Source organism: Isoptericola sp. NPDC056573, assembly GCF_042793335.1.
GTDB lineage: Bacteria > Actinomycetota > Actinomycetes > Actinomycetales > Cellulomonadaceae > Isoptericola.
In genome coordinates this window covers 67,213-80,761 of the sequence record NZ_JBHTUY010000008.1, presented here as the reverse complement: position 1 = coordinate 80,761, position 13,549 = coordinate 67,213, and the positions used below count along the sequence as shown (strand labels likewise).

Sequence of the window (13,549 nt, the reverse complement as noted above, 5' to 3'; positions counted from 1 at the left end):
GCCCGCTCTCCGGAGCGGGTCACCTCGACTCGTTCAGGGCCCACGTCGCGCCCGCTGCAGGCCAGCAGGACCGTCACGACGCAGCCGTCGCACGGACGACGCCGTCCACGCTCCCCGCCGCACGACCGCGCCCGCCCGGAGGACACGCCATGTCCGTCTCCGAGTTCGACCGTCTCGTCGTCACCCCGCGCCGCACCGAGCACGTCCGCTCCCGCCCGCACGGCCCGCTCCCCGTGGAGCCGCCGCGCCCCACCGCTCCGCCGAGGGACGAGAACGCCGCCTCGCGGTCGCCGTCGCTCGCCCTGATCATGCTGCTCGCGACGCTGGGCGTCGTGGCCTATGCCGTCTTCCTGCTCAACCCCGCGAACCGCGGGGACGCCCTGCCGTACGCCATGGTGATCACGGCGGAGACCGTTCTCGTCGTGCAGGCGCTCCTCGCGATGTGGACCGTGCTCTCCAGCGGCTACGACCCGCGCGGGTTCTCGTTCCACCACGCGCAGGACCGCCTGTTCGACCTGCCCGAGATCGTGCGGGACGAGGCCGAGGACGACCCCACGCGCTGGAGCCTGTACCTGCACGACAGACCCGTGACCGTCGACGTCTTCGTCACGACGTACGGCGAGAGCCTCGACACCGTCGCGCGCACGGTGCGCGCCGCCGTCGCCCTGCGCGGCCGGCACCGCACCTGGGTGCTCGACGACGGCCGCTCCGACGACGTGCGCGACCTCGCCGCCACGCTCGGCGCCCGCTACGTGCGCCGCCTGTCGAGCCACGGGGCCAAGGCCGGCAACGTCAACCACGCGCTGACGATCGCCAAGGGGGACTACTTCGTCATCCTCGACGCCGACTTCGTGGCCAGGCCGGAGCTCCTGGTCGAGACGGTCCCGTTCTTCGTCTCCGACGACGTCGCCTTCGTGCAGACCCCGCAGACGTACGGGAACCTCGACAACCTCATCTCGCGCGGCGCCGGCTACATGCAGGCGGTGTTCTACCGCTTCGTGCAGCCCGGCCGGAACCGTTTCAACGCGGCGTTCTGCGTCGGCACCAACGTGGTCTTCCGCCGGGCGGCGGTCGACGACATCGGCGGCATGTACACCGACTCCAAGTCGGAGGACGTCTGGACGTCGCTGCTGCTGCACGAGCGCGGCTGGCGCACGGTCTACATCCCGACCGTCCTCGCGGTGGGCGACACCCCCGAGACCGTCGAGGCGTACACCAAGCAGCAGCTGCGCTGGGCCACCGGCGGCTTCGAGATCATGCTCCAGCGCAACCCGCTGAGCCCGCGGCGCCGGCTCACCCTCGACCAGCGCCTCCAGTACACGGTCACGGCCACGCACTACCTGTCGGGGATCGCGCCCCTCGTGCTGCTGCTGGTGCCCCCGCTGCAGATCTACCTGGACCTCACGCCGATGGACCTCGCGATCTCGCCGGGCACCTGGTTGCTGTACTACCTGGGCTTCTACGGCATGCAGATCGCGATCGCGTTCTTCACGCTCGGGTCGTTCCGGTGGGAGGTGCTGATGCTCGCGTCCGTGTCGTTCCCGATCTACACCAAGGCCTTGTGGAACGCCCTGACGGGCAAGGAGCAGGCCTGGCACGTCACGGGCCGCGCCGGTCGCGCCGACTCACCGTTCACCTTCATGCTGCCGCAGGTGCTGTGCTTCGCGTTCCTGCTGCTGACGTCTGCCGTCGGCGTCTGGACGGAGTGGGGCGGCGACCCGATGCCCAGCCTGGCGCTGGCCTGGAACCTCACCAACACGTTCATCCTCGGCGCGTTCGTCGTGACCGCGCTGCGCGAGTCGCACCGCGCACGCGCCGCCGCCCCGTCCGCCGGAGGTGCCGCATGACCTGGACCACCCGCCTGCGCCTGGTGGGAGGGCTGCTCGGCGTGGTGCTCCTGTGCGCCGCGCTCACCCTGGTCATGAACCGTCGCGAGTCGCAGGCCACGTCGTCGGCTGCGACCATCGCCGCGGAGACGTTCGACGTCGGCACCGACTACGCCGGGACGGTCACCGAGGCGCTCGTCGCGGAGGGCGACGAGGTGCGCGCCGGCGACCCTCTGCTGGTCGTGCGCAGCCTCACGCTGCAGCACGACCTCGCCGTCGGCCTCGTCAGCCGGGACGGCGGCGCCTACGAGGTGACCGAGGACGGCGCGATGACCGTCGTCGCGCCCGCCGACGGCGTCGTCACCGACCTCGCCGTGGCCCAGGGCGCGTTCGCGCAGTCCGGGGAGGTGCTCGCCACCGTCGAGCGCCAGGGCTCGCTGTTCGTCGACGCGAGGCTGGTGCTCGACCCGGCCGACTTCGCCCGCGTCCGCGACGGCGCCACGGTCACCGTGGTGCTGCCCAACCAGGCCGAGGTCAGCGGCGTCGTCGACTCGGTGGCCGTGCAGAACACGAAGAACCAGGCGGAGGCGACCGTGACGGTCTCCAGCGCCGGTCTGGTGCGCGGCGCGGAGCACGGGCTCGTCGTGCCCGGCACCCCGGTCACCGCGGTGATCGACCTGCACGACGACGGCCCGCTCGCCGGGGTGGACGCCTCGTTCAGCCAGTTCCTGCGCAGGGTGGGCCTGTGACGGCGCCCGGGCGGGGCCGCTCCGGGGCGGGGACGAGGCGCGTGGCGGCAGCGGCGGGCGGCGTGCTCGCGGCGGCCCTGGCGCTGGCCGGGTGCAGCATCCTCGGCGGGCCGGCGCCCGGCGGGGAGGGCGCGGAGGCGGTCGAGGCCCCGGCGCCGGAGGAGAGCCTCGCGGCGCCCGACGTCGACGTGTCGCTGCTGCCCGAGGAGCAGGTCGCCCCGGCGCCCCGGATGCGCCTGGCCGACGGCCTCGCGCCACCCACCAACCGGTGGTTCTCCAGCCTGGCGCTCGGCGACGCGCCGCAGCCCGTGTTCCCGATGCCGCTCGCGGTCGCGCTCACCGGGGGCGGGTTCGCCTACGGGCTGCCGCAGGTCCAGGTGACCGAGACCTCGATCCTCGGACCGTTCGACCCGCAGGTCGGCGCGGACGTCGGCGCCGCGTCGGCGGTGGTGTCGGCGTACGACGTCGCGTCCGTGACGGTGGAGCTGCGCGACGGCGCCGGTGCGGCTCTCGGGCACCTGCAGGTCGTGGAGGGGTCTCCCGTGCTGCGGTACACGGCGGCGACCGACCACGACGTCGCGATGACCGCGGCGTTCACCGTGGCCGACGGTCGTGCGTCGACGGAGGTCCTCGACCGCGAGCACGTCCTCGTGGGTCCCGGCGGCGCCGACGACCCCGGCGCCGGGCTCTCGGGCGACGGGCGCGTCCTCTCGCTCGCCGCGGGCGAGTCGGTCGCGTGGTTCCCGGTGCCGGACGGGGCCTCGGGGGCCGCGGTGGACACGCTGGTCGAGGCGGCCTCGCGGCCCGTGACCGAGGTGAGCGCCGCGTACGGCGCGGGGGACGACGGCGTGAGCACCGCGCTGACGTACGCGACCGCGGACGGCGGGCCGACGGCGGTCGTCCGCATGCCGCACCAGGCGGACTCCGCGGGGGCCACCTGCGACCTGGGCACGTACGCGACCGTGCACGGCACGGTCGACGTGTGCACGGCGTCGACCCTCGGGTGGTCGAGCCCGGCGGTCGAGCCGGGCGGCCGGCTCGACCTGTCGGTCCTGGACGACGACGCGCGCGCCGAGCTCGCCGACCAGGTGCGCGCCGACGCGGCCGCCGTCGAGGCGGGGACGCTCGAGTCGCCGTCCGACACGTACTTCGGGGGCAAGGCCCTGGCCCGGGACGCCAACCTGCTCACCCTGGCCGACGGGCTCGGCCTCGAGGACGCGGCCGCCGCGCTGCGGTCGGGCCTCGCGGAACGACTGCGGCAGTGGGCCGAGCCCGACGGCTGCGAGCGCCGCGCCGAGCGCTGCTTCGTGCACGACCCCGTGCTCGCGACGGTGGTCGGGAAGGTGCCCGGCTTCGGCTCGGAGGAGGCCAACGACCACCACTTCCACTACGGGTACTTCCTGTACGCGGCGGGCGTGGTGGCCGCCGACGACCCGGCGCTCGCCGCCGACCTCGCGCCGGTCCTGGACCTGCTCGCCGCGGACGTCGCGTCGGGCACGGGGGTCGGCGGCATGCCCTCGCTGCGGGTGTTCGACGTCTACGCCGGGCACTCGTGGGCGTCCGGGTACGCGCCGTTCGCCGACGGCAACAACCAGGAGTCGGTGTCCGAGGCCGTCTCGGCCTGGAACGGGCTGGCCCTGTGGGCGCAGGCGACGGGCGACTCGGAGCTCGAGGAGCAGGCGCGGTGGATGCTCGGCGCGGAGGCCGCCTCGGCGCGCGCCTACTGGACCGACTTCGACCGCGACGACCCTGCCCTGGAGGGCTTCGGTCACCAGGTGACGTCGCTCGTGTGGGGCGGCAAGCGGGACTGGGCCACGTGGTTCAGCGCCGAGCCGAGCGCGATGCTCGGGATCCTCGTGCTGCCGGCGCAGCCGGTCGCGCCCTCTCTCGCCGGGGACCCGGCCCGCATCCGGGCCAACCTCGACGAGGCGCTCGCGGGACCGCGGGACGACCCCGCGTCGTGGGACGTGATGTTCGGCGACCAGCTCCTGATGTACGCCGCGCTGGCCGGTCCCGACGACGCGGCCGCGGCGCTCGCCGTCGCCCGTGACCTGCCCGACGAGCGCATCGACGACGGGAACACCCGTGCATACCTCCTGGCCTGGCTCCTGACGCACGCGTCCCGACCGCCGAGGTAGTCCGAACCTCCGCGAGGTAGTTCGAACCTCCGCGAGGTAGTTCGAACCTCCGCGAGGTAGTTCGAACCTCCGCGAGGTAGTTCGAACCTCCGCGAGGTAGTCCTGGAGCCCGCGACGTAGTCGGATCCATCGCGAGGTAGTTCTGGCCGCGACGTCCTCGAGGTCTCGAACTACCTCGGCGAGTTCTGAACTACCTCGGCGCGATCGCGACTACCTCGGGGGGTTCTCGACTACCTCGGCGCGATCGTGACCTCAACGTTGCAGACGCCTGTTGACGGGTGAAGTCCCGAGCCCTACGGTGAATCCATTCAACGCGGGGAATCGCTTTCCCGTACCGGGTCGACGACGCCGCCGTCCCGGAGGCTGACCGGGCCGACGACGTGTCCGGACATCGACGGAGATGGGACCGGGCCATGGCGCACGAGGGCACACGCGCGGACGCCGCGACCGCGGCGCGCACCGTGGCCTACGCCGACGGCGGCGCCCGGCTCGATCGGTGGTTCGGCTGGGTCGACACGCTGGCGTTCCTGGGCCTGCTCAACCTCCTCGTGCTCGCGGGCACCCTGGCCGGGGGAGCGGTGCTCGGCGTCGCGCCCGCGCTGGCGGCGGCGACCGTCGTCAGCCGCACGCGGCTGCGGGGCGACACCCAGCGCGCCGTGCGCGTCTTCGTCCGCACCTGGGTCTCCGGCTTCGGCCGCGCCAACCTCCTCGCGGCGCCGGGCCTGCTGGCCCTCGCGCTCACCGGCACGAGCCTGCTCCTGCTCGACGACGCGCCCACGGTGCTGCGCGTCGCGCTCGCCGTCGTCGCCGGCCTCGGCGTGGTCCACCTGCTGCTCTCCCTGACGATGGACGCCCACTACGACCTGCGCCGCGGCGACGTGCCGCGCCTGGCCTGGGCGTTCCTGCTGCGCGCCCCCGGGGCGCCCTTCCTGCTCGCGGCGACGACGGTGCTGGTCGGGGTCGTCACCGCGTTCGTGCCCGGACTCCTGCCCGTCGTCTCGATCGGCGCGTGGGCGTACCTGTGCACGGCCCTCTGCCTGTCCTTCTACGCCGCCAACGACCGCCACCTCGGCGACCACCCGGCCGGCACCGACCCCCTCGACGAGTGAACGACGACGTGCACTCCGACGAAAGGAAGACCATGCGCACACGACGGCTGGCCCCCTTGGCCCTGCTCGCGGTCGGGAGCCTCGCGCTCTCGGCCTGCGGCAGCGGCGGCTCCGGCGACGGCGGCGACGGTGGTGGCGGTGAGGCGCTCGACTCGCTGTCCATCATGGCGCCGTACTTCTCGACGACGCCGCCGGAGGACGACGACCCGGTGGGCGCGAAGCTCTCCGAGCTGGCGGGCCTGGACCTCGACATGCGGTGGGTGCCCAACGCGGAGTACGGCGACCGCACCAACGTGGTGCTGGCCGGCGACGAGATCCCCGACGTCATGGTGATCCAGCAGAAGAGCCAGGGCTTCGTGCAGACGGCCGAGGCCGGCGGCTTCTGGGACCTCACCGAGCACCTGGCCTCGGGCGACTACCCGAACCTCGTCACGGAGAACCCGGACGTCCAGGAGGCGTCGAGCGTCAACGGCAAGGTCTACGGCGTGTACCGGGCCCGCGACGTCGTGCGCACGTCCATCACGATCCGCAAGGACTGGCTGAAGAACCTCGGCCTCGAGGAGCCCACGAACACCGACGAGCTCATGGCGCTCGCCAAGGCGTTCACCGAGGACGACCCCGACGGCAACGGCAAGGACGACACCTACGGGATGATCATCCCCGCCTGGGGCGCGTCGATCGGCACGGGCAGCCCGTACGACGCGATCGAGACCTGGTTCGGCGCGGGCAACGTCTGGAAGGAGGACGGCGGCCAGCTCGTCCCGTCGTTCACCACCCCGGAGTGGAAGCAGGCGCTGGAGTACGAGAAGCAGCTCATCGAGAACGGCTACGTCAACAAGGACTACGCCACGCGGGACGGCTCCACGCAGTGGAACGAGCCGTTCGTCAACGGCAAGGGCGGCATCATCATCGACGTCCAGTCGCGCGCCTCCCAGCTCGCGGGCCTGTTCAAGGAGGCGGACCCGAAGACGTACGACCAGTTCGTCGCGCTCCAGGGCAACATCGCCGGCCCGAACGGCGACTTCGCGCTCCCGACGCCCGGCTACAGCGGCTTCCTCGCGGTCCCGAAGGCGTCGGTGCAGACGGAGGACCAGCTCGAGCAGGTGCTCACCGCGCTGGACAAGCTGGCCGCCAAGGACGCGCAGATCCTCGAGAACAACGGCATCGAGGGCGACAACTTCACGGTCGACGGCGAGTTCGCCGTCTTCGACACGTCGAAGCAGGACTACACGGACCTCGTCTCGGGCTCGTGGGCGCAGATCGGCACGAACATCGCCGGCTACGAGGCGTACAAGGCCAAGCCCGAGACGGAGTTCGACGCCGAGCTCGAGCAGGAGCGCATCGACCTGCAGGCCAAGGACCTCGAGAGGGCCGTCTTCAACCCGGGGGCGGCGCTCGTCTCCGAGACCTACATGACCAACGGCGTGCAGCTCGACCAGGTCATCGCCGACGCCCGCATCCAGTACATCAGCGGGCAGATCGACGAGGCGGGCCTCGACGCCGCGATCGCGCAGTGGAAGTCCAGCGGCGGCGACGCCGTGACCGCCGAGATGAACGAGCTCTACGGCCAGCTCGGCTGATCCCCTCCCGGCGCGGGGCCGGCCCGCTCCCGCGGGCCCGGCGGCCCGGCCCCGCGCCCCGTCTGAGAAGGAGGCTGCGATGACCGCCGTCGTCGACGTCGAGCAGGCCGGCACCCCCGTGCCCGCCGCCCCTCCCGCGCCCCGCCGGCCGCACCGCGGCTGGGCGCGGGTGGTGCGCTACCGGTGGCTGCTGGTGATGCTGCTGCCGGGCATCCTGTACTTCCTGCTGTTCCGCATCTGGCCGATGTGGGGCGCGCAGATCGCGTTCAAGAACTACGTGCCGTTCCTGGGGATCCAGGGCTCCGAGTGGGTGGGCTGGCACCACTTCCAGGAGTTCTTCTCCAACCCCGACTTCCCGCGGCTGCTGGGCAACACGCTGATCCTGGCGGCGCTGAGCCTGTTCGTCGCGTTCCCGCTGACCATCGTGCTGGCGCTGCTGCTCAACGAGGTGCGGCTGTCGGTGCTCAAGCGCACGGTGCAGACGCTGGTCTACATCCCGCACTTCCTGTCCTGGACCGTGGTCGTGTCGCTGACCGCGCTGCTGTTCGCGATCGGCACCGGGCCGCTGTCGTCCTTCCTGGACGGCCTGACGGGCACCGAGACGAACTACCTCGCCGACCCGGACTGGTTCCGGCCGCTGATCCTGCTGCAGACCGTCTGGAAGTCCACCGGCTGGGGCACGATCATCTTCCTCGCCGCCCTGGCCAGCGTGGACCAGGAGCAGTACGAGGCCGCCGTCATCGACGGCGCGGGCCGCTGGCAGCGCACCTGGCACATCACCCTGCCCGCGATCCGCCCGACGATCATCGTCATGCTCATCCTGCAGACCGGGGAGATCCTCAACACCGGCTTCGAGCAGATCTACCTGATGTCCAACGCGCTCAACCGCACCGTCGCGGACGTGTTCGACACGTACGTGTACTTCACCGGCATCCAGCAGGGCGCGTACTCCTACTCCACCGCGGTGGGCCTGTCGAAGGCGATCGTCGGGCTGGTGCTGATCTTCGGCACCAACTGGCTCGCCAAGCGCTTCAACCAGCAGGGGATCTTCTGATGGCCACGACCGAGACCGTTGTCCCCGCGCCCGCGCCCGTGCCGACGCCCCGCGCCCGGCGGGCCTCGAAGCCGTCCACCCAGCACCAGCGGTTCAACACCCGCGCGGGGCGGGCGTTCGACGTCGTCAACGTGGTGCTGCTCGTCGCCGTCGGGCTGCTCGCGCTGCTGCCGTTCCTGTACGTGCTCGCGGGCTCGTTCGCGACCGAGCTCGAGATCACCACGCGCCCGTTCTTCCTGTGGCCGCGCGAGTTCACGACCGGCTCCTACGCCTCGATCCTGTCCTCGGACGCGTTCGTGCGCGCCTTCGTCACCACCGTGCTCGTCACGCTGGTCGGCACGCTCGTCCAGCTCGCCCTGACGGCGCTGATGGCCTACCCGCTGTCGAAGGTCGACCTGCCCGGGCGGCGCACCATCATGACCGTCGTCGTGTTCACGATGGTGTTCTCCGCGGGCATGATCCCCACGTTCCTCGTGGTCAAGGAGCTCGGCCTGCTCGACTCCTACTGGGCGCTGATCCTGCCCGCGGCGATCAACCCCTTCAGCCTCATCATCATCAAGAACTTCTTCCAGCAGCTGCCGCAGGAGCTGGAGGAGTCCGCCAAGATCGACGGCGCGCACGAGCTGCAGATCCTGCGGCACGTGGTGGTGCCGCTGTCCAAGCCGGTGCTCGCGACGTTCGCCCTGTTCTACGCGGTGGGGATCTGGAACGACTACATGTCCCCGCTGCTGTACCTGAACGACCAGGACATGTGGACCCTGCAGATGTTCCTGCGGCAGGTGACGGCCTCGGCGTCGATGTCCGCGCAGGACATGGGCACCGAGCTGCCCCCGCCCGCGCAGGGCATCAAGTTCGCGGTGGTCATCGTGGCCACCATCCCCGTGCTGCTGGCCTACCCGTTCCTCCAGAAGCACTTCGCCAAGGGAATGCTCATCGGGAGCGTGAAGGGCTGACATGACCATCCACCTCGCGGGCGACTCGACCGTCGCCCCCACCGACCACGGCCGCACCTCCGGGTACGCCGCGATCCCCCTGCTGGGCTGGGGCGACGAGCTCGCCCCGTTCACCGGCGACGTCGTCCGCAACCACGCGATCGGCGGCGCCACCACGGCGTCGTTCCGCGCCGAGGGGCGCTGGGACGCGCTGCTCGCCGAGCTGCGCCCCGGCGACACGGTGGTGATCCAGTTCGGCCACAACGACCAGAAGCAGCCGGACGAGCTCGCCGCCGAGGGCGGATACACCGACCGGCTCGCGCAGTTCGTGGCGGAGGCGCGCGCGAACGGGGGGCGGCCGGTGCTGGCCACGAGCGTCGAGCGCCGCCTCTACGACGGCGACGGCCCCGACGCGCCGCTGCGCTGGTCGCACGGGCCCTACCCGGCGGCGGTGCGGACGCTCGGGCACGAGCTCGACGTGCCGGTGCTCGACCTCACGGCGTTCACGCGCTGGCTGTACGGGTGGCTGGGTCGCGACGCCTCGGCCGCGCTGTTCCCGCACGGCGCGGCCGATGCGGACGCGCTTCCCGTCGACGACGCGCTGAGCAAGGACAACACCCACTTCACGACGGCGGGGGCGCGCGCCGTCGCCCGCTACGTGGGCGAGGCGCTGGCGTCGCTCGACGGCGTGCACGACGCCGAGGAGCCGCTCGGGGCGTGGGTGATGCAGCCGTGACGGCGCCCGTCGCCGGCTCGCACGTCACGGTGGCGGGGACCTACCGGAACGCCCTGGCCGACCCCGCCGACCTCGCCGGGTGGGTGGCGGAGGGCCCGGTCGGCGTCGAGCACGGCGACGACGGCCTGGTGCTGCGCAGCACGGCCGACGAGGCCGCGCTGGTGGCCGACGGCCGCGGGGACCACGCGCACGTCACCTACTGGTGCCCGGAGGTCTTCGCGGCGGACGTCGAGATCTCCTGGGACTTCCGCCCGTTGGCCGGCGACGGCCTGGCGATGCTGTTCTTCGCCGCCACGGGCACCGACGGCCGCGACCTCTTCGACCCGTCGCTGGCCGAGCGCACCGGGTTCTACCCGCAGTACCACTCGGGCGACGTGTCGACGCTCCACGTGAGCTACCTGCGCCGCAAGTGGGCGTCCGAGAAGCGGTTCCGCACCTGCAACCTGCGCAAGAGCCCCGGCTTCCGCCTCGTCGCGCAGGGGGCCGACCCGCTGCCGGGCCCCGACGACGCCGACGGCCCCTACCGGGTGCGCGTGACCAAGCGCGGCGCCGACGTCGCCTTCGCGATCGACGACCTCACCCTCTTCACGTTCCACGACGACGCGCCGCTGGGCGCCGGCCGGATCGGCTTCCGGCAGATGGCCCCGCTCGTCGCCCACTACCGCAACCTCGAGGTGACCCCGCTGTCATGACCACCGCTACCGCCGTCCACACCGCCGACTCCGCCGACGCCCCGCGGGCGGTCGACGTCCCGCTGCGCTGGCTCGACGACGTCGCGCCGGACCTCACGGTCGGGGGCGTCACCTGCGGCGTCCCGTTCCGGCCGGGCGCGGTGCGCGACGCCGCGGCGCTCGCCGTCGTCGACGCCTGGGACCGCACCGTCCCGGCGCAGACGTGGCCGCTCGCGACGTGGCCCGACGGCAGCGTGAAGTGGTCCGGTGTCGCGCTCGGCGCGGCGACGCCGCCCAGCGCGTCGTACCGCGTGGTCGCCGCCGACCCGAGGGACGCGCAAGGCGGCACCGGGCCCGCCGTCACGGTGACGGAGCACGCCGACGAGGTCGTCGTGGACACCGGCGCGTGCACGGTGGTCGTGGGGCGTTCCGGGCCGGACGTCGTGCGGTCCGTGCGGGTACGGGGCGCGGAGGTGGCCCGCGCGGGGCGGCTGGTGTCCAGCCGCCAGGACCGGCCGGAGCCCGACCACCGGGCGCGGCGCGAGTCGGTGGGCGTGGTGCGCGACGTCGTCGTGGAGCAGGCCGGCCCGGTGCGCGCCGTCGTGCGGGTGACGGGCGTGCACCGCGACGTCGACCGCGCCCACGAGGACGGCGCGCCCGCCTGGCTGCCGTTCACGCTGCGGCTGGTGCTCGCGGCCGGGGCGCCGACGTTCCGGCTGGTGCACTCGTTCGTGTGGGACGGCGACCCCGAGCGCGACTTCCTGTCGTCCCTCGGCCTGCGCTTCGACGTCCCGCTGCGTGCCGCGCCCTACGACCGGCACGTGCGCCTCGCGGGGGCTGACGGCGGGCTGGTGCGCGAGGCGGTGCAGGGGATCACCGGGCTGCGTCGTGACCCGGGCGAGGAGGTGCGTGCCGCGCAGGTCGCGGGCCGCGCCACCCCGCCGCCGGAGGAGTGGGACGAGAGCGTCTCCGGGCGCCTGCGGTGGGTGCCGACCTGGGAGGCCTGGTCGCTGCGCCAGCTCTCCGCCCACGGCTTCACCGTGCACAAGCGCACGGCCCCCGACCGGCCGTGGATCGACGTCGCGCAGGGCACCCGGTCCGAGGGCCTGGGCTACCTGGGGGACACCGGCGGCGGCCTGGCCGTGGGGCTCACCGGCTTCTGGCAGTCGCACCCCACCGGGATCGACGTCGAGCGCGCGACCTCCGACGTCGGCTCCCTCACGACCTGGCTCTGGTCGCCCGACGCCGCGCCGATGGACCTGCGCTTCTACCACGACGGCCTCGGCCAGGACACGTACGACGACCAGCTCGACGCCCTCGAGATCACCTACGAGGACTACGAGCCGGGGTTCGGGAACGCGCACGGCATCGGCCGCACGCACGAGCTCACCGTCACCGCGTTCGCCTCCACGCCCGACGCCGACGCGCTGGCCCGCCTCGCCGCGGGCACCGCGGCCCGGCCCCAGCTCGTGCCCGCCCCCGAGGCGCTGCACGCCGCGCGCGTGCTCGGCGACTGGGACCTCGTCGACCGGGGCACCCCCGAGCGGGCGGCGCTGGAGGACCGGCTCGCCACGATGCTCGACTTCTACGTCGGACAGGTGGACCAGCGGTCCTGGTACGGGTTCTGGAGCTACGGCGACGTCATGCACGCCTACGACCCCGACCGGCACGTGTGGCGCTACGACGTGGGCGGCTACGCCTGGGACAACTCCGAGCTGTCGCCGGACCTGTGGCTGTGGACGTCGTTCCTGCGCACGGGCAGGGCCGACGTCTTCCGGCTCGCCGAGCGCATGACCCGCCACACGGGGGACGTGGACGTCTACCACGCGGGCCCCTGGCAGGGCCTGGGCAGCCGGCACAACGTGCAGCACTGGGGGTGCAGCGCCAAGCAGGTGCGCATCTCGACGCCGGCCTACCGGCGGCCGCACTACTTCCTCACGGGTGACGAGCACACGCGCGACCTGATGCTCGAGCTGCGCGACTCCGACCGGAGCTTCCTCGGGCTCGACCCGACGCGCAAGGTGCGGCCCGACGCCGCGACCTACCGTCCGCGGCCGGAGGCGCTCGCCGTCGGGCTCGGCACGGACTGGAGCGCCCTGGCCGCCACCTGGCTCGCGGACTGGGAGACCACGGGGAACGAGCGGTCGCGCGACCGGCTGGTCGGCACCATGACCGACATCGGCTCGCTGAGGCACGGCTTCTTCACCGGCGAGGCGCTGTACGACCTGGGCACCGGCCGGTTCGCCACCGACCGCGACCGGGTGACCGTGTCGCACCTGTCCGCGGTCTTCGGGCTCGTGGAGATCTGCTCGGAGCTCGTGTCGCTGGTCGACGCGGGCCTCGTCGACGCGCCCGGCTTCAAGGAGGCATGGCTGCAGTACTGCCGCCTGTACCTCGCGACGCCGGCGGAGCAGGAGGCCGAGCTCGGCGTCGCGCCGTCGGGCACGAACCTCGAGCAGGCGCACTCGCGCCTCGCCGCGTACGCCGCGGCGCAGCTCGGTGACGACGCCCTGGCCGACGTCGCGTGGCGCGCCTACTTCCGGGGCGGGGAGTTCATGGGGGAGGAGGCCTTCCACCCCGTGCCGGTGCTGCCGCCCGAGACCCTGGTGCGGATCGACGAGGCGCGGACGCTGTCCACGAACGACGCCGCCCAGTGCAGCCTCGCCACGATCCAGAACCTCGCGCTCGTCGGCCACCGCCTCCCGCCGAGGTAGCTCCGGTCCCGCCGAGGTAGTTCGTGACACCGTGTCACGA

At 72.9% G+C, this 13,549-nt stretch carries 10 protein-coding genes; all 10 read left to right on the top strand.

The annotated features are described in order from the left end of the window. Positions 1 to 149: 149 nt before the first annotated feature. The 10 genes from ACFQ8E_RS14885 to ACFQ8E_RS14840 all read left to right on the top strand — a co-directional run bounded on the left by ACFQ8E_RS14885 (position 150) and on the right by ACFQ8E_RS14840 (position 13,509). Positions 150 to 1,847 (top strand): glycosyltransferase, encoded by a 1,698-nt coding sequence (locus ACFQ8E_RS14885; protein ID WP_430551341.1) that lies wholly within the window; start codon positions 150 to 152, stop codon positions 1,845 to 1,847. Then, positions 1,844 to 2,575 carry an HlyD family efflux transporter periplasmic adaptor subunit gene (locus ACFQ8E_RS14880; RefSeq protein WP_430551340.1) on the top strand — a complete coding sequence of 244 codons (732 nt, stop codon included), beginning with the start codon at positions 1,844 to 1,846 and terminating at the stop codon, positions 2,573 to 2,575. Before ACFQ8E_RS14885 ends, ACFQ8E_RS14880 begins: the two co-directional genes overlap by 4 nt. A 41-nt stretch (positions 2,576 to 2,616) precedes the next feature. Beyond that, positions 2,617 to 4,713, top strand: coding sequence for a glycosyl hydrolase (locus tag ACFQ8E_RS14875; protein WP_430551339.1), 2,097 nt, complete (start codon positions 2,617 to 2,619; stop codon positions 4,711 to 4,713). A 413-nt stretch (positions 4,714 to 5,126) separates the two neighbouring features. After that, entirely contained in the window at positions 5,127 to 5,822 is a 696-nt protein-coding gene (locus ACFQ8E_RS14870; protein ID WP_430551338.1) for a DUF624 domain-containing protein, read from the top strand. 32 nt (positions 5,823 to 5,854) lie between these two features. Beyond that, positions 5,855 to 7,402, top strand: a complete 1,548-nt coding sequence (locus tag ACFQ8E_RS14865) for an extracellular solute-binding protein (RefSeq protein WP_430551337.1) — start codon at positions 5,855 to 5,857, stop codon at positions 7,400 to 7,402. A gap of 79 nt (positions 7,403 to 7,481) precedes the next feature. Beyond that, positions 7,482 to 8,456, top strand: coding sequence for an ABC transporter permease (locus ACFQ8E_RS14860; protein WP_430551336.1), 975 nt, complete (start codon positions 7,482 to 7,484; stop codon positions 8,454 to 8,456). Next, positions 8,456 to 9,409 carry a carbohydrate ABC transporter permease gene (locus tag ACFQ8E_RS14855; RefSeq protein WP_430551335.1) on the top strand — a complete coding sequence of 318 codons (954 nt, stop codon included), beginning with the start codon at positions 8,456 to 8,458 and terminating at the stop codon, positions 9,407 to 9,409. Before ACFQ8E_RS14860 ends, ACFQ8E_RS14855 begins: the two co-directional genes overlap by 1 nt. A gap of 1 nt (position 9,410) precedes the next feature. After that, a complete protein-coding gene (locus ACFQ8E_RS14850; RefSeq protein ID WP_430551334.1) occupies positions 9,411 to 10,124 on the top strand; it encodes a rhamnogalacturonan acetylesterase in 714 nt (237 codons plus the stop codon). Continuing rightward, entirely contained in the window at positions 10,106 to 10,816 is a 711-nt protein-coding gene (locus ACFQ8E_RS14845) for a DUF1961 family protein (protein ID WP_430551333.1), read from the top strand. Before ACFQ8E_RS14850 ends, ACFQ8E_RS14845 begins: the two co-directional genes overlap by 19 nt. After that, on the top strand, positions 10,813 to 13,509 hold the full coding sequence (locus ACFQ8E_RS14840; RefSeq protein ID WP_430551332.1) for a Tat pathway signal sequence domain protein: 2,697 nt from the start codon (positions 10,813 to 10,815) through the stop codon (positions 13,507 to 13,509). Before ACFQ8E_RS14845 ends, ACFQ8E_RS14840 begins: the two co-directional genes overlap by 4 nt. Positions 13,510 to 13,549: the final 40 nt, after the last annotated feature.

What these genes read in the sequence shown, in the direction of transcription:
- ACFQ8E_RS14885 (WP_430551341.1), top strand. Translation starts at nt 150, where the DNA reads ATGTCCGTCTCCGAGTTCGACCGTCTCGTCGTCACCCCGCGCCGCACC.
- ACFQ8E_RS14880 (WP_430551340.1), top strand. Translation starts at nt 1,844, where the DNA reads ATGACCTGGACCACCCGCCTGCGCCTGGTGGGAGGGCTGCTCGGCGTG.
- ACFQ8E_RS14870 (WP_430551338.1), top strand. Translation starts at nt 5,127, where the DNA reads ATGGCGCACGAGGGCACACGCGCGGACGCCGCGACCGCGGCGCGCACC.
- ACFQ8E_RS14865 (WP_430551337.1), top strand. Translation starts at nt 5,855, where the DNA reads ATGCGCACACGACGGCTGGCCCCCTTGGCCCTGCTCGCGGTCGGGAGC.
- ACFQ8E_RS14860 (WP_430551336.1), top strand. Translation starts at nt 7,482, where the DNA reads ATGACCGCCGTCGTCGACGTCGAGCAGGCCGGCACCCCCGTGCCCGCC.
- ACFQ8E_RS14855 (WP_430551335.1), top strand. Translation starts at nt 8,456, where the DNA reads ATGGCCACGACCGAGACCGTTGTCCCCGCGCCCGCGCCCGTGCCGACG.
- ACFQ8E_RS14850 (WP_430551334.1), top strand. Translation starts at nt 9,411, where the DNA reads ATGACCATCCACCTCGCGGGCGACTCGACCGTCGCCCCCACCGACCAC.
- ACFQ8E_RS14840 (WP_430551332.1), top strand. Translation starts at nt 10,813, where the DNA reads ATGACCACCGCTACCGCCGTCCACACCGCCGACTCCGCCGACGCCCCG.